The 20,708-nt window shown below is 69.6% G+C and carries 21 protein-coding genes, 1 pseudogene and 1 riboswitch; of the genes and pseudogenes, 19 read left to right on the top strand and 3 right to left on the bottom strand.

The genetic code is table 11. The features are described from left to right. Nucleotides 1-98: 98 nt before the first annotated feature. The 8 genes from rsmD (at nucleotide 99) to mutM (ending at nucleotide 5,790) form a co-directional block, all read left to right on the top strand. The gene (gene rsmD, locus BM362_RS17740; protein WP_198545531.1) at nucleotides 99-665 is read left to right on the top strand and encodes a 16S rRNA (guanine(966)-N(2))-methyltransferase RsmD; all 567 of its coding nucleotides are present in this window, start codon (nucleotides 99-101) and stop codon (nucleotides 663-665) included. Between the two features lie 52 nt (nucleotides 666-717). Continuing rightward, a complete protein-coding gene (coaD, locus tag BM362_RS17735) occupies nucleotides 718-1,200 on the top strand; it encodes a pantetheine-phosphate adenylyltransferase (protein WP_067589456.1) in 483 nt (160 codons plus the stop codon). A 141-nt stretch (nucleotides 1,201-1,341) separates the two neighbouring features. Beyond that, nucleotides 1,342-2,061 (top strand): ribonuclease domain-containing protein, encoded by a 720-nt coding sequence (locus BM362_RS17730; protein WP_093573891.1) that lies wholly within the window; start codon nucleotides 1,342-1,344, stop codon nucleotides 2,059-2,061. Between the two features lie 155 nt (nucleotides 2,062-2,216). Beyond that, the gene (locus BM362_RS17725) at nucleotides 2,217-2,942 is read left to right on the top strand and encodes a DivIVA domain-containing protein (protein ID WP_067589532.1); all 726 of its coding nucleotides are present in this window, start codon (nucleotides 2,217-2,219) and stop codon (nucleotides 2,940-2,942) included. 128 nt (nucleotides 2,943-3,070) lie between these two features. Then, nucleotides 3,071-3,688 carry a YceD family protein gene (locus BM362_RS17720; RefSeq protein ID WP_093573890.1) on the top strand — a complete coding sequence of 206 codons (618 nt, stop codon included), beginning with the start codon at nucleotides 3,071-3,073 and terminating at the stop codon, nucleotides 3,686-3,688. Nucleotides 3,689-3,762: 74 nt separating this feature from the next. Further along, entirely contained in the window at nucleotides 3,763-3,945 is a 183-nt protein-coding gene (gene rpmF / locus BM362_RS17715) for a 50S ribosomal protein L32 (protein ID WP_009074209.1), read from the top strand. Nucleotides 3,946-3,959: 14 nt separating this feature from the next. After that, on the top strand, nucleotides 3,960-4,700 hold the full coding sequence (gene rnc, locus BM362_RS17710) for a ribonuclease III (RefSeq protein ID WP_182892148.1): 741 nt from the start codon (nucleotides 3,960-3,962) through the stop codon (nucleotides 4,698-4,700). A gap of 229 nt (nucleotides 4,701-4,929) precedes the next feature. Then, complete coding sequence (mutM, locus tag BM362_RS17705; RefSeq protein ID WP_093573889.1) at nucleotides 4,930-5,790, top strand: bifunctional DNA-formamidopyrimidine glycosylase/DNA-(apurinic or apyrimidinic site) lyase; 861 nt, start codon at nucleotides 4,930-4,932, stop codon at nucleotides 5,788-5,790. Here mutM and BM362_RS17700 read toward each other — a convergent pair. Then, the gene (locus tag BM362_RS17700) at nucleotides 5,732-7,222 is read right to left on the bottom strand and encodes a nitrilase-related carbon-nitrogen hydrolase (RefSeq protein ID WP_093573888.1); all 1,491 of its coding nucleotides are present in this window, start codon (nucleotides 7,220-7,222) and stop codon (nucleotides 5,732-5,734) included. The genes mutM and BM362_RS17700 overlap by 59 nt on opposite strands. After that, nucleotides 7,206-7,787, bottom strand: coding sequence for a TetR/AcrR family transcriptional regulator (locus BM362_RS17695; protein ID WP_067589439.1), 582 nt, complete (start codon nucleotides 7,785-7,787; stop codon nucleotides 7,206-7,208). The genes BM362_RS17700 and BM362_RS17695 overlap by 17 nt, the downstream gene beginning before the upstream one ends. A 160-nt stretch (nucleotides 7,788-7,947) precedes the next feature. On the opposite strand from BM362_RS17695, the gene BM362_RS17690 reads away from it, so the two are divergent. Further along, nucleotides 7,948-8,271, top strand: a complete 324-nt coding sequence (locus tag BM362_RS17690; RefSeq protein WP_037811647.1) for a PadR family transcriptional regulator — start codon at nucleotides 7,948-7,950, stop codon at nucleotides 8,269-8,271. Nucleotides 8,272-8,316: 45 nt separating this feature from the next. Further along, entirely contained in the window at nucleotides 8,317-9,513 is a 1,197-nt protein-coding gene (locus tag BM362_RS17685; RefSeq protein WP_093573887.1) for a DUF1700 domain-containing protein, read from the top strand. A gap of 123 nt (nucleotides 9,514-9,636) precedes the next feature. On the opposite strand, the gene BM362_RS17680 is transcribed toward BM362_RS17685, so the two are convergent. After that, entirely contained in the window at nucleotides 9,637-10,158 is a 522-nt protein-coding gene (locus BM362_RS17680; protein WP_067589432.1) for a YflT domain-containing protein, read from the bottom strand. Between the two features lie 238 nt (nucleotides 10,159-10,396). On the opposite strand from BM362_RS17680, the gene BM362_RS17675 reads away from it, so the two are divergent. The 9 genes and pseudogenes from BM362_RS17675 to BM362_RS46275 form a co-directional block, all read left to right on the top strand. Further along, nucleotides 10,397-11,761 carry a glutamine synthetase family protein gene (locus tag BM362_RS17675; protein WP_208865247.1) on the top strand — a complete coding sequence of 455 codons (1,365 nt, stop codon included), beginning with the start codon at nucleotides 10,397-10,399 and terminating at the stop codon, nucleotides 11,759-11,761. Beyond that, a complete protein-coding gene (locus BM362_RS17670; RefSeq protein WP_093573885.1) occupies nucleotides 11,742-12,455 on the top strand; it encodes a gamma-glutamyl-gamma-aminobutyrate hydrolase family protein in 714 nt (237 codons plus the stop codon). The genes BM362_RS17675 and BM362_RS17670 overlap by 20 nt, the downstream gene beginning before the upstream one ends. Then, complete coding sequence (locus BM362_RS17665) at nucleotides 12,452-13,825, top strand: aldehyde dehydrogenase family protein (RefSeq protein ID WP_067589424.1); 1,374 nt, start codon at nucleotides 12,452-12,454, stop codon at nucleotides 13,823-13,825. Before BM362_RS17670 ends, BM362_RS17665 begins: the two co-directional genes overlap by 4 nt. Next, the gene (locus BM362_RS17660) at nucleotides 13,826-14,593 is read left to right on the top strand and encodes a 3-oxoacyl-ACP reductase (protein WP_093573884.1); all 768 of its coding nucleotides are present in this window, start codon (nucleotides 13,826-13,828) and stop codon (nucleotides 14,591-14,593) included. Nucleotides 14,594-14,835: 242 nt separating this feature from the next. Beyond that, nucleotides 14,836-14,937: riboswitch (glycine riboswitch) on the top strand. 43 nt (nucleotides 14,938-14,980) lie between these two features. Next, a complete protein-coding gene (gcvP, locus tag BM362_RS17655; RefSeq protein ID WP_093574200.1) occupies nucleotides 14,981-17,812 on the top strand; it encodes an aminomethyl-transferring glycine dehydrogenase in 2,832 nt (943 codons plus the stop codon). A 35-nt stretch (nucleotides 17,813-17,847) separates the two neighbouring features. Further along, nucleotides 17,848-18,936 (top strand): glycine cleavage system aminomethyltransferase GcvT, encoded by a 1,089-nt coding sequence (gcvT, locus tag BM362_RS17650; RefSeq protein WP_093573883.1) that lies wholly within the window; start codon nucleotides 17,848-17,850, stop codon nucleotides 18,934-18,936. 14 nt (nucleotides 18,937-18,950) lie between these two features. Further along, the gene (gcvH, locus tag BM362_RS17645) at nucleotides 18,951-19,328 is read left to right on the top strand and encodes a glycine cleavage system protein GcvH (protein WP_067589411.1); all 378 of its coding nucleotides are present in this window, start codon (nucleotides 18,951-18,953) and stop codon (nucleotides 19,326-19,328) included. Continuing rightward, nucleotides 19,328-20,605 carry a serine hydroxymethyltransferase gene (gene glyA, locus BM362_RS17640; RefSeq protein ID WP_093573882.1) on the top strand — a complete coding sequence of 426 codons (1,278 nt, stop codon included), beginning with the start codon at nucleotides 19,328-19,330 and terminating at the stop codon, nucleotides 20,603-20,605. Before gcvH ends, glyA begins: the two co-directional genes overlap by 1 nt. After that, a pseudogene (locus BM362_RS46275) lies at nucleotides 20,602-20,708 on the top strand (lipoyl synthase); the annotation flags it as partial. The gene glyA and the pseudogene BM362_RS46275, both read left to right, overlap by 4 nt.

Below are 20,708 nucleotides of genomic sequence, written 5' to 3'. Positions count from 1 at the left end.
CGCCTCTGGAGGGCGAAGAACGACTCTACGCGCCCGCGCGCGCGGGTTCGGCAAGTCCTGCCCAACGCCACATCGCGACCTTGGGCGAAGATGGCCGGGTGACGAGGATCGTGGCGGGGAAGGCGGGCGGACGGCGGCTGAAGGTGCCGCCCAAAGGCACCCGCCCGACGTCGGAGCGGGTGCGGGAAGCACTCTTCAACGCCCTCGAAGTGGCCGGTGAGCTGGACGGAGCCCGTGTGCTCGACCTCTACGCCGGCTCGGGCGCGCTCGGCCTCGAAGCGCTTTCGCGCGGTGCTGCGGACGCGTGGTTCGTGGAGGCCGACCGCCGGGCGGCAGACGTGCTTCGCGGCAACGTCGCGGAGTTGCGGCTAGGCGGCACGGTGCGCGCTGGCCAAGTAGAGACAGTGGTCGCTGCGCCTGCGACGGTGCAGTTCGACGTGGTGCTCGCAGATCCGCCGTACGTGGTCGACGCTGCTTCGCTGGGCGCAGTGCTCGCTTCGCTACACAGCGGTGGCTGGCTCACCGAAGGCGCGTTGACAGTGATCGAACGGGCTGCGCGCGACGGTGCTCCGGACTGGCCGTCGACGTTCAAGCCGCTTCGCGACAAGCGCTACGGCGATACGGCGCTGTACTGGGCTGAGTACGACAGCTCATCTGAGGTGTGACGCAGTCGTCACGAGAGCGCGCGTGGCGGCGCGGCTTGATAGCGTCCGCGCCATGCGGCGTGCGGTCTGTCCCGGTTCTTACGATCCGGCCACCAACGGACATCTCGACATCATCGAGCGGGCTTCGGCGCTCTTCGACGAGGTTGTCGTCGCGGTGGGGGTGAACAAGAGCAAGAAGGGCCTCTTCAGCGTCGAGGAACGCATGGAGATCCTGCGCGAGATCACCGCGAAACTGCCGAACGTGCGCGTCGATTCGTGGCAGGGCCTGCTCGTGGACTACTGCCGCGACAACGACATCGCCGCGGTCGCGAAGGGCCTGCGCTCGGTCAGCGACTTCGACTACGAGCTGCAGATGGCGCAGATGAACCGCGAGCTCACCGGCCTCGAAACGCTGCTGATGGCCAACAACCCGGCGTACGGCTTCGTGTCCAGCTCGCTGGTCAAGGAGATCGCGGCGCTCGGCGGCGACATCGAGAACCTGGTGCCGCCGGTGGTGTACGAACGCCTCGTCGCGGTCTACGCCAAGCGGGACTGAGCACCGCGTCCGGCCGAAAGGCCAGCCCAGCGGCCGATTTAGCCTGAACGGATTACTGCCTTCGTCGGGATTTCGGCCGCGGCCCGAAGCTGTTCACCTCGCGTCATTCTTCAGACCACCCGACCGGGTTACCGTCCGAAAATGACCAACAACCGCAGCCGCATAGTCGGTGTCCTTTTCGCACTGCTGGTCGGTTTCCTGGGGTTCGGCACCGCCGCAGCGGCCGTGCCGCTGTCCCCGGCGGCTCCGGCGTCCGTGCAGCCGAAGCAGAACTCCTGTGGGGATCTGTCCGGTTTCACGCACGTCAAGCTGTCCGCGCTGCCCGCGCAGGCGACTGACACCTACAAGCTCATCCAGACGAACGGACCGTTCCCGTACCCGAAGAACGACGGCGTCGTCTTCACCAACCGCGAGGGGATCCTGCCCTCCTGCGCGTCGAGCTACTACCACGAGTACACCGTGCCCACGCCCGGTTCGAGCAACCGCGGCACCCGCCGGATCGTGACCGGCCAGGGCGGCGAGTACTTCTACACCGGCGACCACTACAAGTCGTTCCAGGTCATCGACATCGACGGCGGCACCACCCCGACGAAGTGCGGCGACCTCTCGAAGCTGAGCCCGGTCGGCTACTCGACGCTGTCCGCCGACGCCAGGCAGGTCGTCGACGGCGTGCGCCAGGGCACCCTCGACGACGGCACGACCTACGAGAACCGCGAGGGCGTCCTGCCCGCGTGCGACGCCGGCTACTACACGCTGTACGACGTCGGCTCGGAAGACCGCGTGATCTCCGGCAAGGGCGGCGAGCTCGTGTACACGCCGGACCACTACGCCACCTTCCAGAAGATCGATCTCAACGGCTGATGCCAGTGCGCGAGGGGCGGCCCCACCGGCGGGTGAGGCCGCTCCTTCCGCGCGGGGGCCAGGACACGCCCGGTCGGGTGCTCGTTCACCGGTTCAGGCTGCGAAGCGGGCAGACTGGAAGCCAGTGATCGGGGAAACTGCTTGAGGGAGTGGCCGTGTACCGGGTTTTCGAGGCACTCGACGAGCTCGTCACGATCGTCGAAGAGGCCCGTGGGGTTCCCATGACGTCCAGCTGCGTGGTGCCCCGCGGCGACGTCCTCGAGCTGCTCGACGACGTCCGCGACGCGCTTCCCGGCGAAGTGGACGACGCGCAGGACGTGCTCGACAAGCGCGACGACCTGCTGCTCGCCGCGCGCAAGGAGGCGGGGGAGACCGTCTCGGGCGCGAACGAGGAAGCCGAGCGGACCGTGTCGGACGCCACGTCCGAGGCCGAGCGCATCCTCGCCGACGCGCGCGCCCGCGCGGAACAGATGCTGGGCGACGCGCACAACGAGGCCGAGCGCATGGTCGCGGGCGGGCAGGCCGAGTACCAGAACCTCACCGAACGGTCCCGCGCCGAATCCGAGCGGATGGTCCAGGCCGGCCGCGACGCCTACGACCGCGCGATCGAGGACGCCCGCGCCGAACAGGCCCGGCTCGTCTCGCAGACCGAGGTCGTGCAGGCCGCGCACGCCGAATCCGCGCGCATCGTCGACGAGGCGCACGCCGAAGCCGACCGCCAGCGCGCCGACTGCGACGCGTACGTGGACGGCAAACTGGCCGAGTTCTCCGAGCTGCTGGCCACCACGCTGCGCACCGTCGATTCGGGCCGCAACCACCTGCGTTCGCCCTCGACCGGCCACGGCGGCGGCCGCTCGACGCTGTACGACTACCAGGTTTGAGACCTTGTGAGGCAGGCTTCGGGCGGCGGGGGTCTCGTGAGTGCTGATCCCGGTTGGAACCGGGATCAGCACTCACGAGACCTGGCCTCCTCTAACGAGGTTGCGGGGGCTGCGTACGCTGGTAGGCGATGTCCGAAAACCCTGCCCAGAACCCCCGCCCCGCGCAGCTCGGCGACCGCAGCCCGTGGGTCGTCGACACCCGTGAACTCGGCCGCCGCGCGGGACTCAGCCGGGAGCTGCGCCGCAGCGCGCCCGTGCCGGTCTCGCTCGGCGTCCCCGGCGTGCTCGAAATCCGCGAAGGCGAGCCGGTCGAGCTCGACCTGATGCTCGAATCCGTCGTCGAGGGCGTCCTCGTCACCGGCACCGCCGCGGCCGTGGCGACCGGCGAGTGCTCGCGCTGCCTCGACCCGGTCACCGAGAACGTCGAGGCCGACCTCACCGAGCTGTTCGCCTATCCGGGCTCGGCCACCGAGGAGACCACCGACGAGGACGAGATCCCTCGCCTGGTCGACGACCGGATCGACCTCGAGCCGACCGTCCGCGACGCCGTGGTGCTGGCGCTTCCGCTCGCCCCGCTGTGCCGCGAGGACTGCCCGGGACTGTGCATCGAATGCGGCGTCAAGTGGGCCGATCTCGAGCCCGGACACGGGCATGAGAAGATAGACCCTCGGTGGGCCGCGCTGGTCGAGCGATTCGACGAGAACGCGGGCGAAAAGCCTGCGCACGGCTCCGGAGAGCAAGCCTGACGAGCGTCCAGCTCGATCCGGGAGAAGTAAGTTCGCTCGCATCCGCGAGCAGACCGTTTGAAGGAGATCTACTCGTGGCCGTCCCGAAGCGGAAGATGTCGCGATCCAACACGCGCTCCCGCCGCAGCCAGTGGAAGGCGGCTCCGGTTCAGCTGGTGCCTTGCTCCAACCGCGCCTGCCGCCAGCCGAAAATCCAGCACGTCGCTTGCCCGGCTTGCGGCCAGCACAACGGCCGCCAGGTCGTCGAGCCCGCCTGAGCGGGCAGCCGACCATGGGGGGTAAGCCCGTCGGAGGACCCGCGGCCGATCCCGCATCGTTGCTCGAGGCGCTCGGGGTCGTTCTCGACCCCGAGCTGCTCCGTCTTTCGCTCACCCACCGCTCGTACGCGTACGAGCACGGCGGCCTGCCGCCGAACGAGCGACTGGAGTTCCTCGGAGACGCGGTGCTCGGCCTCGTCGTCACCGACCACCTCTACACCACCCACCCCGACCTGCCCGAGGGGCAGCTCGCGAAGCTGCGCGCCAGCGTCGTCAACATGCACGCGCTGGCCGGCGTCGCGCGCGGGCTCGGCGAGGGCGGGCTCGGGGCGCATCTGCTGCTGGGCAAGGGCGAAGAGCTCACCGGCGGCCGGGACAAGGCGAGCATCCTCGCCGACGGTCTCGAAGCCGTCATCGGCGCCACGTACCTCGCGCACGGCATCGAGGTCGCGCGCAAGCTCGTGCACCACCTCTTCGACGGGTTGCTGGCCGAGGCTCCGCTGCGCGGGGCAGGCCTCGACTGGAAGACCAGTCTGCAGGAGCTGACCGCCTCCGGGGGACTCGGCGTGCCCGAGTACCGCGTCGAGGACAGCGGTCCCGACCACCGCAAGGAATTCACCGCCACCGTGCTGGTGGCGGGCCGCGCGCTGGGCGAAGGCAACGGCACCACGAAGAAGGAAGCCGAGCAGAAGGCCGCGGAGACCGCCTGGCGGGCCCTGTCGGAGGAACTCGGCACGGGCGACGACGCGAGCTGACGCGTTTTCTCTTCCCGGGGCTGGTCGGCGAGGTTCGCTGACCAGCCCCGTTTTCGTGCGGCGGGACCGGTGCCGGTTTCGGCTGTGCCCGCTCGCGCCGCGCCGCCCCGGCCCAGGTTTTCGATGCCGGAGAACTGGTCCCCGCGGTGTGCAAGCTCTCGGGTCCTCGTCGTGGTTCCGCAGCGGCACCGGCCCCGAAATTGTCGGGGGTGCCAGGCAGAATGAGCGCATGCCCGAACTACCCGAGGTCGAGACCGTCCGCGCCGGTCTCGAAGCGCACGTCGCCGGCCGTACCGTCCGGGCGGTCGAGGTGCTGCACGAGCGCGCCATCCGGCGGCACGCGCAAGGAGCCGCCGACTTCACCGGACGGCTCGCCGGAGTCACGATCGAAGCGGCCCGGCGGCGCGGCAAATACCTGTGGCTGGACCTGTCCGACGGCGAGGCGGTGCTGGCGCATCTCGGCATGAGCGGCCAGATGCTGGTGCAGCCCGAGGACGCGCCGGACGAGAAACATCTGCGCGTCCGGGTCCGGTTCGCCGACGCCGGACCGGAACTGCGCTTCGTCGACCAGCGGACGTTCGGCGGGCTGGCCCTGGACGACCTGGTCGAGGTGGACGGGGACAGCCTGCCCGGCACGATCGCGCACATCGCCCGGGACCCGATGGATCCGAAGTTCGACCCGGAGGCGGCGGTGCGTGCGCTGCGGTCGCGGCGGACTGAGGTGAAGCGTGCGCTGCTGGACCAGACGCTGGTGTCCGGGGTGGGCAACATCTATGCCGACGAGGCGTTGTGGCGGTCCAAACTGCATTGGTCTCGGCCGACCGAGAAACTCACTGCCGCGCAGGGGCGAACGCTGCTGTCCGCGGCTAGTGACGTGATGTCGGCGGCGTTGCTGGCGGGCGGGACGTCGTTTGATGCGCTCTATGTGAATGTGAACGGACAGTCGGGGTACTTCGAGCGCTCGCTCGATGCGTACGGCCAGGAAGGGATGCCGTGCCGTCGGTGCGGGTCGCCAATCCGGAGGGAGCCGTTCATGAACCGGTCGTCGTTTTCGTGCCCGAGGTGTCAACGGCGGGCGCGGGCCGCGTAGTCGACCGGAGTCGCGTGAAGACCAAGCCGGCGACGGTAATCACCAGGGAGAGCCAAGCGAACCAGTCGCCGAAGCGAGTGTGGAACGTCTGGCCGGGACCCGCTGGGACGTCGGCGACGACTGACGTGAACGGGGCCGGGCCGCCGGTGCGGGCTTCGCCGAGGACGCGGCCGTAGCCGTCGGACAGGATCAGGCTGCCGTTCGCGTCGGAGAGGGCTATCGACTGTCCGCTTTCGACACCCCGCAGCAGCGCGTTGCGGGTGTGCTGCCAGCCGCCCTCGTCGTTGCTGCCCGGCGGGACCGCCAGTTCCGCCGGGACGGCGAGGACTCGCGAACCGGCGGCGGCGTAGTCGCGGCTGGGGGAGGCGAACGTCGTGTCGCCGCAGATCACCAAGCCGGTCGACCCGGCCGCGCCGGGGACGAACACCAGGTTCCGGCCGGGCGGGCTCACCAGGTCGTGCTGCTTCAGGTAGCGAACGGGTGCCGAGCCGTCGGCGGGAAAGGCCAGTGCGTAGTCGTAGTTGTGCTTGCCGGGACGGTCGTAGTACTCGAAGCCGACCACGATCGCGGTGCCGCGGGCCTTGGCCGCGCGTCGCATCGGCTCGACCAGAGCGGCGGGCCATTCTTCTTCGGCGCTGAAAGCGGCTTCGGGCAATACAACGAGCTGCACGCCGTCGGGCATGGCGGAGATCCGGTCGAGGTAGTCCTGCACCAGGGCGCGGCCGTGAGCGGTGCCGAGTTCAGGACCCCAGTGGTAGCCAGCGTTTTGCGTGATCGCGGCCATCCGCGCTGTCGGGCCGCTCGTGCCGGAAAGCCGTAGGGCACCGCCGCCAAGCGACAAAGCCACAATGACTCCGGCGACGACCCCGGTGGGCAGCCGAGAAGCTCCGGGCGCGCACATCGCGGCGACCGCACAGGCGGGCAGCAGCACCAAAAACTCGACGCCCCCCGTTCCGGCCCACGAAGCGGTTTGCAGCACGAGCGGTGCGTCGCCCTGGCAGTTGGAGAGCGAACCCATCATTCCCATCGGGTTCGACGTCGCGATCAGGTACAAGAGGGCGGTCCACGCCGCCGGGGCGGCCAGGCTGGCCAGCAGCGTTCGGCGGCGGCGCACCAAAGCCCGGAAAAGCCAGACCGCGAACGTGAACGCCAGCGACATCCCGACGTCGATGGCGGCACCGAACGGCCACAGCGGCTCGTCGCCGGAATGTGCTTGATAGGCCCACATATTCGCGGTGCTGAGCAGGAAAGCGCCGAACGCGGCGCCTGCGGCAGTCCAGCCGCCGACGCGGGTTGCCAGCAGCAGTACCGGAAACGGCGCGAGCCAGGTCAACGCGGCGATCGGCGCGAGGCCGGTGCCGAAGTAGAAGAGCACTGCCGAAGACAGCAGCGCGGCCGGGATCTGCCAGCGGGCACTACGGTCTGAGGCCATTGAAAATCCTCCGGGAAGTACGCCGGCACAGCGCGCGGAACTCGGGTTCCGCCGCCCCCATCCGTCCGGCGAGATAGTGCAGCACCATGCCTTGCGTCTGCGTGCTCACAGTCAGCGCGGCTTCCAGCGGATCGTCGTCGCGCAGCACGCCCTCGCGCATGCCTTCTTCGATCAGCCGGACCAGCGCGGTGAACGGTGGTGACCCGGGTTCGCGGAAACCGTCCGGATACAGCCGGGCCCGCGGCCAGCCGTCGGTCATCAGGAAGCGGTACAGATGCGGCTGGCCGAGCGCGAAATCCAGGAACCGGTCCAGCAGCGCGTCGAAGCGATCGAGCCATTCGCCGTCCGGGGCCGGGTCCTTCCACGCCGCGCCCAGTTCGCGGCCGGCGGCGTCGGCGACCGCGCGCAGCAGGACCTCGCGGTTCTCGTAATGCCGGTAGATCGCCATCGCGGTGACTCCGGCGGCTTCGGCGACCCGGCGCATGCTGACCGCCGCCGCGCCCTCGGCGGCGATGATCTCGCGCGCCGCCGCCGCGAGCCGTTCGGCTGTCGGAATCTCGACCATGTCTACAGCGTAGACCAGGATGTCTACACTGTAGACCCGGCCGTTTGTCTCCCGCTGACCTGGCCGGATGGGCAGCGATACCGCCGGACGGCCGCTCGCTGGGCACACTACTGCGCTATGCGTGGTACCTTCTCTCGCGCAGGACCGGGGAAGGAACGCCGTGGAGATCAGTCAGCTGCTCAAGGGAGTGCTGGACCTGGCGGTCCTCGCGGTGCTGCGCGACGACGACGGGTACGGCTACGACGTGCTGCGAAGACTTCGCGTCGCCGGCCTGGACGAGGTCGGGGACGCCTCGGTGTACGGCACGCTGCGGCGGCTGTACAAGGCGGGGTTGCTGACGTCCTACGTGGTTCCGAGCGAAGAGGGCCCGCACCGCAAGTACTACAGCTTGAACGACCGGGGCCGGGCGCGGCTCGCCGAATCGGCGCGCACGTGGCGCAGCTTCGCGTCCACTATGGACAGTTTGGTGAAAGAGCGGGCCTGACCGCGCGGACAGGCGGAACGCGGCACGAATCGGGGAGAGGCAAGCATGAGCACGGACAAGCCGACGGCCGCGCGGGCGTACCTGGCGAGGGTGCGCACCGCGCTCGCGGATCTGCCCGCGAACGAGATCGAGGAACTGCTTGAGGACGTCCGGCCGCAGCTGGCCGAGATGGAGACGGAACTCGGGGCGGCTGCGCGGGTCGAGGATCTCGTCGCTCGGCTCGGCACTCCGGAGTGCTACGCGGCCGAACTGCGGGTGTCCGGCGGCTACCCGCCCGCCCCGGAGGCTCCGCAGACGGCGGCCGAAGTGCTCCCGGCGGCGAAGCCGGGCCGGGTCGGGCCGCGGCTTGCCCTGTGGGGCTTGCTGTTCTGTGCGGCGGGGACGGCGCTGGTCGCGTTCTCCACCGCGGTGCGCTTCGACGTCGAGATGCTGGTCGGGATGCTCGTGCTGGCTCCGGTGTTCGCGGTGAGCGTGGCGTTCCTGCTGCTCCGCGGCGTGGATGCGATGCGGGGACTGCCGGAGGTGGTCCGCGCCAAGGCGATGGTGAAGTCGATGCGGGACGACCGGTCGGCCGACCGCGCGCTCACGTATCTCAATTCGCTGAAGCCGGCGTGGTGGGTGGTCTGCGGGTTCGCGCTGCTGGCGTTCGGGCTGCTGCTGATGATCCGCAACCTGCACGCGGTCCTGCTGCTGCCGGTACTGCTCGTCGGCGCGGGCCTGGTGATGTGGGCCGGCCCGCGGACCAAGGCCGACGGGCGGATGCTGTGGATCGCGGTGCCGGTGTCGGCGTTCGTGGTGGGCAGCGCGTTCGGCGGCCTCGGCGCGGCGGTCAACCTCGTCCGGGACCGCACGTACTCCTCGAATTCCGCCCCGATGTACGCCTCGTCGACGTACGAGGACGTCCACGGCAACGAGGCGCTGCGCTACGGCACGCACGAACTGAGCAACCTCTACGTCTTCGACGCGAACGGCAAGCCGCTGGAGGACGTCTACCTGTACGACGACCGGGGCCGTCCGCTCGCGATCACCCGCTACGGCTGTGAGAAGGACACCGGCACGAGCCAGATGACCGGGCAGGACAACCATTTCCCGCGCCCGAAGGTCGTCGAGGGAGTGCAGGACGACCACGGGAACGTCAACGGCTACAACGGCTATCGCGGCTATTGCCGGGAGGACGCGGGGGTGCCGTTCGCGGCGGTGATCCCGAAGCCCCCCGCGACGTCGGTCCCGCCGCCGCGGTGAGAGGGGTCGTGAGTGTTGATCCCGGTGAGAACCGGCACAGGCGTTCACGAGCCCCCGCCCCCTCGCGAAACCGGGCGCCCAGGCCGCGAACGGCCCGGGCGCCCGGGAGGCGAGTAGCGGAACTCAGTGGTTGAACGCGGAGCGCGCGGCCAGGTCCGCCAGCAGCTGGCGGCCCTTCTCGGCGTTGCGCGGCTGCGACAGCACGTCGTAGCGCTGCGCGACCAGCTGGCTCTGCGAGATGAATCCGCGCTTGTTGCGGTTCGCCGCGTAGCCCAGTGCGCCGAAGGCCACGTTGAACACGACACCCGCGGCAAGGCCGAGCACGATCGAGAGCAGCCCGGCGGCCGGGTTGAGCATGCTCAGCACCAGGCCGAGGAACAGCCCGAACACCGCGCCGGACATGGCCGCGCTGCTGAGCATCCGGCTCCAGCTCATCTTGCCCGCGATGCGCTCCACCAGCATCGGCTGGACCCCGACGATCGTGACGTCGGTGACCGGGAAATCAGCGTGCGCGAGGTGGTCGACGGCCTGCTGGGCCTGTTCGTAGGACTCGTACGACCCGATCGGCCACCCGGTGGGCAGCGTCGGGAACTGCGGCCGCGCCTGCTGCTGGCTGAACGTGGTCTGCGTGAATGCTTCAGTCATCCCTCTCACCTCTCTTGCCCGGTCCAACGCACGAGGCGGCGGATTTGGTCCCGGACGCACCCGATTCACAGTATCTTCTCAGCCGGGCAACCCGGACATAGCAGGCGCCGCGCGGGTGCGGCCGGGTGAGCACGCGTTTAAAGGTATAAGAAAATACCTTTCAGTAGATTGACCAGGGCACCGCGGCCCGGTAGGAAGAAGCCGCAAAGGACCTGATCCGAACCTTTGGGGCGATGCGATGGCGGCCAGGCGAGGAATGCTCACGCTCGAAGAACTCCGCGAACGGGTGACGGCGGGCACGATCGACACGGTGCTCGTCGCGCTCACCGACATGCAGGGGCGGCTCCAGGGCAAGCGCTGTTCGGCGGAGTATTTCCTCGAAGAGGTGGTCGGCCACGCGACCGAGGCGTGCAACTACCTGCTCGCCGTCGACGTTGACATGAACACCGTCGACGGCTACGCCATCTCGTCCTGGCAGAGCGGCTACGGCGACTTCGTGCTCCGGCCGGATTTCGCGACGCTGCGGGAGATCCCGTGGCAGGAGGGCACCGCGCTGGTGCTCGCGGACGTCGAGCACGTGCAGGGCGGCCCGGTTTCCGTTTCGCCGCGCCAGGTGCTGCGCCGTCAGCTCGACCGGCTCGCCGAACACGGCCTGAAGGCGTACGTGGGCACCGAACTGGAGTTCATCGTGTTCGACGACTCCTACGAGTCCGCGTGGGACAAGCGCTACCACGACCTCAAACCGTCCAATCAGTACAACGTCGACTACTCCATGCTCGGCACCGCGCGCATCGAGCCGCTGCTGCGCCGGATCCGCAACGGGATGGCGGGCGCGGGCCTGTACCCGGAGTCGGCGAAGGGCGAGTGCAACCCGGGTCAGCACGAGATCGCCTTCCGTTACGCCGAAGCGCTCGCGACCTGCGACAACCACGGCATCTACAAAAATGGTGCGAAGGAGATCGCCGCGCAGGAGGGCAAGAGCCTCACGTTCATGGCGAAGTACAACGAACGCGAAGGCAACTCCTGTCACATCCACCTGAGCCTTCGCGGCAAGTCCGGCGAAGCGGTGCTTCCCGGCGACAGCGACCACGGCTTCTCGAAGCTGATGCAGCACTTCCTCGCCGGACAGCTGGAAGCGTTGCGCGAGCTGACGTACTTCTTCGCTCCAAACATCAACTCCTATAAGCGTTACGTCTCTGGCAGCTTCGCGCCGACAGCGATCGCGTGGGGCACGGACAACCGTACGTGCGCGTTGCGCGTTGTCGGGCACGGTGACGGGTTGCGCGTCGAGAACCGCGTACCCGGCGGAGACGTCAACCCGTACCTCGCTGTCGCCGCGATGGTCGCTGCGGGGCTGCACGGCATCGAGAACGAGCTGCCGTTGGAGCCTGAGTTCGTCGGCAACGCGTACGCGTCCGACAAGCCCACTGTGCCCGTCACGCTTGCTGAAGCAGCTGAAGTCCTCGAAGGCAGCCGTATCGCGCGAGATGCCTTCGGTGCCGATGTAGTCGACCATTACCTCAACGCCGCGCGGATCGAGCGCGAAGCGTACGAGCGAGCTGTGACCGATTGGGAGCGCATCCGTGGTTTCGAACGACTCTGACCCGCCTGTCATCGGGCTCAGCACCTATTCGGAACAGGCGAAGTTCTTGGCCTGGGACACCGAAGCGACGCTGCTGCACCGGGTGTACGCGGACTGTGTGGTCAAGGCGGGCGGGATCCCAGTGCTGCTGCCGCCGGTAAGCACGAATTACGACGCGCTCGTGGGACGCATCGACGGTCTCGTCCTCACCGGCGGCGCGGACGTCGAACCCAGCCGATACGACCAGGAGCCGCACCCGGCGACGTACATCCGCCCCGAGCGCGACGCGTTCGAGTTCGGCCTGTTCGAGGCGGCGCGCGCGGCTGGGAAGCCGGTGCTCGGCGTGTGCCGCGGGCTGCAGGTGATGAGCGTTGCGCTCGGCGGCACGCTCTCGCAGCATCTGCCGGAAACCCTGGGCGACGCAACGCATCAGCCCGCCCCGGCGACCTTCGGCACCAGCATAGTCAACCTGGTCGACGGCACGCGGGCGGCCGCGATTCTGGGCCGGGAAAAGAAAGTCCAGTGTTACCACCATCAGGCGATCGACCGGCTCGGCTCCGGCTTGGTCGCGTCCGGCCGCGCGGCGGACGGGACGGTCGAGGCCGCCGAGATGCCGGGGGAGTTCGTACTCGGCGTGCAGTGGCATCCAGAGCAGGACGGCGACGACGTCCGGCTGTTCGCCGCGCTGGTGAACGCCGCGCAGGAGGGGAAATGACGACGTTCGAGGTGCGCAACCCGGCGACCGCGGAAGTGGTGCGCCAGGTCGAGCTGACCACCGAGGCGGAGACCGGTGCCGCGATCGCCCGCGCGCACGCCGCGTTCCCGGCCTGGCGGGCGGTCGCCCCTGGCGATCGGGCGAGGCTGCTGCGCCGGTTCGCGGACGCGGTCGACGCCGACCGCGAAAACCTCGCCCGCCTGGAGGTCGAGAACTCCGGGCACACGATCGGCAACGCGCGCTGGGAAGCGGGCAACGTGCGCGACCTGCTCGAATACTCCGCGGGCGCGCCGGAACGGTTGCTGGGCAGCCAGATCCCGGTCGACGGCGGCGTCAACGTGACCTTCCACGAGCCGCTGGGCGTCGTCGGCGTGATCGTGCCGTGGAACTTCCCGATGCCGATCGCGGGCTGGGGCTTCGCGCCGGCGCTCGCGGCGGGCAACACGGTCGTGCTCAAACCGGCCGAGCTGACCCCGCTCACCGCGCTGCGGCTGGCCGAACTCGCCCGCGAGGCGGGCATCCCCGACGACGTCTTCCAGGTGCTCCCGGGCAAGGGATCGGTTGTCGGGCAACGGTTTGTCACGCATCCGGCGGTGCGCAAGGTCGTGTTCACCGGCTCCACCGAGGTCGGCAAGCAGGTCATGGCCGGCTGCGCGGCGCAGGTGAAACGGGTGACGCTGGAGCTGGGCGGCAAGAACGCCAATATCGTGTTCGCCGATGCCGACCTGGAGAAGGCCGCCGCGACCGCGCCGTACGGGGTGTTCGACAACGCCGGGCAGGACTGCTGCGCGCGGTCGCTGATCCTGGTGCAGGACACCGTTTACGACCGGTTCCTCGAACTGCTGGAACCCGCGGTGCGGGGCGTGGTCGTCGGCGATCCGGGCGACGAGGCGACCGAGATGGGCCCGCTGATTTCCGCGGCCCACCACGCGAAAGTCTCCTCCTACGTCACCGAACAGACGCCGGTCGCCTTCCGCGGCAGCGCTCCGTCCGGGCCGGGTTACTGGTTCGCGCCGACCGTCGTGCTCCCGCCGGGATTGGACGATCCGCTGGCCCGCGACGAGATCTTCGGCCCGGTCGTCGCGGTGGTCCGCTTCCGCGACGAAGCCGAAGCCGTGCGGATGGCCAACGACACCGAATACGGCTTGTCCGGTTCGATCTGGACTCGCGACGTCGGCCGCGCCTTCCGGGTCGCGCGCGGTGTCGAATCCGGGAACCTGTCGGTGAATTCGCACGCCTCGGTCCGGTACTGGACGCCCTTCGGCGGCTTCAAGCAGTCCGGCCTCGGCCGCGAACTGGGCCCGGACGCCGCGGCCGCCTTCACCGAGACGAAGAACGTTTTCCTCAGCACGGAAAGCACGGAGGAATAGATGGTGCAGCGTTTTGACGGCCGCGTCGCGGTGATCACCGGCGGCGCGAGCGGCATCGGCCTCGCCACCGCCAAGCGGCTGGCGAGCGAAGGCGCGAAGGTGGTGATCGGCGACGTCGCGCCGGAGCCGGGCAAGGCGGCCGCCGACGCGGTGGGCGGGGCCTTCGTCCAGGTCGACGTCACCGACGCGGACCAGGTCGAAGCCCTTTTCCAGACGACGGTCGACGAGTTCGGCGCGGTCGACGTCGCGTTCAACAACGCGGGCATCTCGCCGCCGGAGGACGACTCGATCCTCACCACCGGCATCGAAGCCTGGGAGAAGGTGCAGCGGGTCAACCTGACCTCGGTGTACCTGTGCTGCAAGGCCGTCCTGCCGCACATGCAGCGCCAGGGCCGCGGTTCGATCGTGAACACCGCGTCGTTCGTGGCTGTGCTGGGAGCCGCGACGTCGCAGATTTCTTACACCGCTTCGAAAGGCGGCGTGCTCGCCATGACGCGCGAGCTGGGCGTGCAGTTCGCGCGCGAGAACATCCGGGTCAACGCACTGTGCCCGGGGCCGGTCAACACGCCGCTGCTGAAGGAACTGTTCGCGAAGGACCCGGAGCGCGCGGCTCGCCGTTTGGTGCACGTTCCGGTCGGCCGCTTCGCCGAACCCGAGGAGATCGCCGCCGCGGTGGCCTTCCTCGCGAGCGACGATGCCAGCTTCATCACCGCCGCGCAGTTCCTGGTCGATGGCGGCATCTCCGGCGCTTACGTGACCCCGTTGTAACCGTCGGTGAAGGGCTCCTTGCGGGAATCTGATTCCGGCAAGGAGCCCTTCACGGACCTTTGGCGGGGGGTGTGGTGTAGGCCGGGAGAGGTAGACTGGCGCGTGAAGCGGCAGGTAGGGTGGCCGCACCCACAATTGAACACAGGGCCGTTCGAGCCGGAGCGGGAGAGTCCCATGCCAGCAGTGGGACACCGAAGGAGCAAACTCCCCGGAATCTCTCAGGTAACCGCTACCGCTTTTGGCGAGGCCACTCTGGAAAGCAGGCGCACCCGCGCCTCACCCAAGGTGAAAGCCGCGCCGAGCGCGCGGTGAAACTCTCAGGTGCCCATGACAGAGGGGGAGTTCCCAGTGCACCGCCGCGCCCGGTGCCCGTCCCGAGGAGCTCCCATCACCTCCACCCCCTTCGACACCCGCCATATCGGTCCCGGCGAGGCCGAGCGGGCGAAGATGCTCGCCGAATGCGGTTACGGAAGCCTGGACGCCCTCGTGGAAGCGGCGGTGCCCTCCGCCATCCGCACGGCCGGTGACCTGGCGCTTCCCGCGCCCGCGTCCGAGGAAGAGGCCACCGCCGAGCTGCGGGCGCTCGCCGCGCGCAACCGGCCGATGACGCAGATGATCGGCCTCGGCTACTCCGACACCGTCACGCCGGGCGTGATCCGCCGCACCGTGCTGGAGAACCCGGCCTGGTACACCGCGTACACGCCGTACCAGCCGGAGATCTCGCAGGGCAGGCTCGAAGCGCTGCTGAATTTCCAGACCGCGGTGTCCGACCTGACCGGGCTGGCGATCGCCAACGCCTCGATGCTCGACGAGTCCACCGCGGCCGCCGAGGCGATGACGCTGATGCGCCGCGCGTCGAAGTCGAAGTCCACTGTGGTCGTTCTCGACTCCGAATGCCTTCCGCAGACCATCGAGGTCGTGCGGACGCGCGCCGCCGGCCTCGGCATCGACGTGCAGGTGCGCGACCTGCTCACCGGGCTGCCCGAGGAGTTCTTCGGCGTCATCGTGCAGTACCCCGGCGCGTCCGGCGTGCTGCGCGGCCGCGGTTTCTACCACGCGGTTTCCGAAGCGGCGAAGGCCGCGGGCGCGCTGTACACGGTCGCCGCCGACCTGCTGGCGCTTACCTTGATCGCCGCGCCTGGCGAGTTCGGCGCGGACGTCGCTGTTGGTTCTACGCAGCGCTTCGGCGTCCCGCTGGGCTACGGCGGTCCGCACGCCGGGTACATGGCGGTCCGCGCTGGTCTGGAGCGGTCGCTGCCCGGCCGTCTTGTGGGCGTGTCCGTGGACGCGGACGGGAACACCGCGTACCGCCTCGCGCTGCAGACGCGTGAGCAGCACATCCGTCGCGAGAAGGCGACCTCCAACATCTGTACCGCGCAGGTGCTGCCCGCGGTGCTCGCGGCGATGTACGCGGTCTACCACGGTCCCGAGGGGCTGAAGGCGATCGCGACGCGGGTTCACGAGCTCGCGGCCGGTCTCGCGAACGCGCTGCGCGCCGGTGGCGTTGAAGTCGTGCACGAGGCCTTCTTTGACACTGTCGTCGCGAAGGTGCCTGGCCGTGCGGCTGAGGTGCACGCGGCTGCGCGTGAGGTGGGGATCAACCTCGGCCACATCGACGCCGACCACGTCCGCATCGCCTCCGACGAGGTCACGCGTCCCGACACCCTCGCGAAGGTGCTTCGCGCCTTCGGTATCGACGGTGCGTGGGAAGCCGCGCAAGCGCTCCCGAACGGTCTCGCCCGCGAGAGCGGCTACCTGACGCACGAGGTGTTCAGCACGCACCGGTCCGAGACGTCGATGCTGCGTTACCTGCGCCGCCTCGCCGACCAGGACTTCGCGCTCGACCGCGGGATGATCCCGCTCGGGTCCTGCACGATGAAGCTCAACGCCACCACCGAAATGGAGCCGATCAGCTGGCGCGAGTTCGCGGGCATCCACCCGTTCGCGCCGGCCGGGGACGCCGAGGGCTACCACGAGCTGGTCCGCCAGCTGTCCGGCTGGCTGGCCGAGGTCACCGGCTACGACCAGGTGTCGCTGCAGCCGAACGCGGGCAGCCAGGGCGAGCTCGCCGGGCTGCTGGCGATTCGCGCCTACCACCGGGCGAACGGCCAGCCCGAGCGCGACGTCTGCCTGATCCCGTCGTCCGCGCACGGCACCAACGCCGCGTCCGCGGTGCTCGCCGGGATGCGCGTGGTCGTGGTCAAGTGCACCGACGAGGGCAACGTCGACCTCGAAGACCTGCAGTCCAAAGTGGACAGCCACAGCGGTGATCTCGCCGCGATCATGGTCACCTACCCGTCCACGCACGGCGTTTACGAGCACGGCATCGAGCGGCTCGCCAAGATCGTGCACGACGGCGGCGGCCAGGTGTACGTCGACGGCGCGAACCTCAACGCCCTGCTGGGCCTGGCGAAGCCGGGCGAGTTCGGCGGCGACGTCTCGCACCTGAACCTGCACAAGACCTTCTGCATCCCGCACGGCGGCGGCGGTCCCGGCGTCGGCCCGGTCGCGGCGCGCGAACACCTCGCGCCGTACCTGCCGAACCACCCGCTGCTCGCGCAGGCCGGACCGGACACCGGCGTCGGCCCGATCAGCGGCGCGCCCTACGGTTCGGCGTCGATCCTGCCGATCTCCTGGGCGTACGTGCGGATGATGGGCGCGCCCGGGCTCACCGAGGCGACCAAGGTCGCGGTGCTCGCGGCCAACTACATCGCCGCCCGGCTCGCGCCGCACTACCCGGTGCTCTACACCGGGCAGGACGGCCTGGTCGCGCACGAGTGCATCCTCGACCTGCGCGGCATCACCAAGGAAACCGGCGTGACCGTGGACGACGTCGCGAAGCGGCTCATCGACTACGGCTTCCACGCGCCGACCATGTCCTTCCCGGTCGCGGGCACGCTCATGGTCGAGCCCACCGAGAGCGAGGACCTCGCCGAGATCGACCGGTTCTGCGAGGCGATGATCGCCATCCGGCGCGAGATCGACGAGGTCGCGGCCGGTCGCTGGACCGCCGAGACGAGCCCGCTGCGCGGCGCGCCGCACACCGCGTCGTCGATCGCCGGCGAGTGGACCGCGGACTACGACCGCGAGCTGGCGGTGTACCCGGCCGGCGTGGCGCGCAAGACCAAGTACTGGCCGCCGGTGCGGCGGATCGACGGGGCGCGCGGCGACCGCAACCTCGTCTGCTCCTGCCCGCCCCTCGACGCGTACGACGCGTGAGCGTGTCCTCCGCTCGCGACAACGAAAGGCTTCCTGTGACGGAAACCCCTCTGCACCAGGTCCACAAGGACCTCGGCGCGCTGTTCACCGATTTCGCCGGCTGGTCGATGCCGGTGCGCTACGCCAGCGAACTGGCCGAGCACAAGGCGGTGCGCGAGGCGGTCGGGCTGTTCGACCTGTCGCACATGGCCGAGATCCACGTCCGCGGCGCGCAGGCCGCCGACGTGCTCGACTACGCGCTGGTCGGCAACCTGACCGGCGTGAAGCCGGGCCGCGCCCGCTACACGATGATCTGCGACGCGGACGGCGGCGTGCTGGACGACCTGGTCGTCTACCGGCTCGCCGACGAGGAGTACCTGGTGGTGGCCAACGCGGGCAACGCCGTTGTGGTCGCGGACGCGCTGGCCGAGCGCGTCGCCGGGTTCGACGCGGTGGTGGAGAACCGGTCTGTGGACACCGCGCTGATCGCGGTCCAGGGCCCGAAGGCGGTCGACGTGCTCGCCGCGGTGACCGACGCCGACCTGGCGTCGCTGAAGTACTACGCGAGCGTGCCCGCCGTCGTGAAGGGCATCGACGTGCTGCTGGCCCGCACCGGCTACACCGGCGAGGACGGCTTCGAGCTGTTCGTGCCCGCGGCGCAGGCTCCGGCGTTGTGGCAGCTGCTGACCGAGGCCGGCCAGGAACACGATCTGGTCCCGTGTGGGCTCGCCTGCCGCGACACGCTGCGGCTGGAAGCCGGAATGCCGTTGTACGGCAACGAACTCAGCCGCGAGCTGAACCCGTTCGCCGCCGGTCTCGGCCGGGTCGTGAAGTTCGAGAAGCCGGGCGACTTCGTGGGCCGCGCGGCCCTGGAGGAGCTGAAGAAGGCCGACGTCCCGCGTGTGCGGGTCGGCCTGCGCGGCACCGGCCGCCGCGCCCCGCGGCACGGGTACGCCGTGCTGTCCGGGGATGCCACTATCGGGGAGATCACCAGCGGCGCGCTGGCGCCGACGCTGGGCTACCCGATCGCGATGGCGTATGTAGACCGGGAGCACGCCGAGCCCGGCACCGCGCTGTCCGTCGACATCCGGGGCCGCGTCGAGCCGGTCGAGGTCGTCGCCCTGCCCTTCTACTCCCGAGCCTGAGAGGCCCTAGAACCGTGAGCATCCCCCAGAACCTGTCCTACACGAAGGAACACGAGTGGCTGTCGGTCTCCGACGGCGTCGCGACGGTGGGCATCACCGCGTTCGCGGCCGGCTCGCTCGGCGACATCGTGTTCGTGCAGCTGCCCGGCGTCGGCGACACCGTCACCGCGGGCGAGGTGTTCGGCGAGGTCGAGTCGACCAAGTCGGTCAGCGAGCTGTACTCGCCAGTGAGCGGCGAGGTGGTGGCGGTGAACGAGGCCACATCGGACACCCCCGAGGTCATCAACTCCGACCCCTACACCGAAGGATGGCTGCTGCAGGTGCGGCTCTCGGGCGACGTCCCGGAGCTGCTCGACGCGTCCGCGTACGCCGAGCTGACCCAGGAGAACTGATGGTTTCCCCGTTCGACGCCCACCTGTCCGAAGCGGACCCCGAGGTCGCCGCCGCGGTGGCCGCGGAGCTGGACCGCCAGCAGTCGACGCTCGAAATGATCGCCTCGGAGAACTTCGCCCCGGTCGGCGTGCTTGAGGCGCAGGGCTCGGTGCTGACCAACAAGTACGCCGAGGGCTACCCGGGCCGCCGCTACTACGGCGGGTGCGAGCACGTCGACGTCGTCGAGCAGCTCGCGATCGACCGGGCCAAGGCGCTGTTCGGCGCGGAGCACGCGAACGTGCAGCCGCACTCGGGCGCGCAGGCCAACGCGGCGGCGATGTTCGCGGTGCTGAAGCCGGGGGACACCATCCTCGGCCTCGATCTCGCGCACGGCGGCCACCTGACGCACGGGATGAAGATCAACTTCTCCGGCAAGCTGTACACCGTGGTCGCCTACCACGTCGACAAGGAGACCGGGATCGTCGACGTCGCCGAGATCGAGCGGCTGGCGATCGAGCACAAGCCGAAGCTGATCGTCGCCGGCTGGTCGGCCTACCCGCGTCAGCTCGACTTCGCCGAGTTCCGCCGGATCGCCGACCTGGTCGACGCCAAGCTGATGGTCGACATGGCGCACTTCGCCGGCCTCGTGGCTGCCGGGCTGCACCCGTCGCCGGTGCCGCACGCGGACATCGTCACGACCACCACGCACAAGACCCTCGGCGGCCCGCGCGGCGGCCTGATCCTCTCCCGTCAGGAACTGGCGAAGAAGATCAACTCGGCGGTGTTCCCCGGTCAGCAGGGCGGTCCGCTGGAGCACGTGATCGCGGCCAAGGCCGTGGCGCTGAAGATCGCCGCGACCGACGGGTTCCGCGAGCGCCAGGAGCGCACCCTGGAAGGCGCGAAGATCCTCGCCGACCGGCTGTCGCGCACCGATTGCGCCGAGGCGGGCGTCCGCGTCCTCACCGGCGGCACCGACGTGCACCTGGTGCTCGTCGACCTGGTGAACTCCCAGCTCAACGGCCAGGAGGCGGAGGACCGGCTGCACTCGGCCGGGATCACCGTCAACCGCAACGCGGTGCCGTTCGACCCGCGTCCGCCGATGGTCACCTCGGGACTGCGGATCGGCACCCCGGCGCTGGCCACCCGCGGTTTCGACGCCGACGACTTCACCGAGGTCGCCGACATCATCGCCGAGACGCTGAAGCCGGACTTCGACGAGGCCGCGCAGCAGGCGCTGCGCAACCGGGTCGAACTGCTGGCCAAGAAGCACCCGCTGTACGCGGACCTGAGCCGATGAGCGCGCAGCCGGAGGGGCGGAAGTTGTTGCGGCTTGAGGTGCGCAACAGTGAGACGCCGGTTGAGCGGAAGCCGTCGTGGATCAGGACGCGGGTGCGGATGGG

This window comes from Amycolatopsis rubida, from assembly GCF_900115345.1.
GTDB classification, from domain to species: Bacteria; Actinomycetota; Actinomycetes; order Mycobacteriales; family Pseudonocardiaceae; genus Amycolatopsis; species Amycolatopsis rubida.
This window is presented reverse-complemented; position numbering and strand designations above follow the sequence as displayed.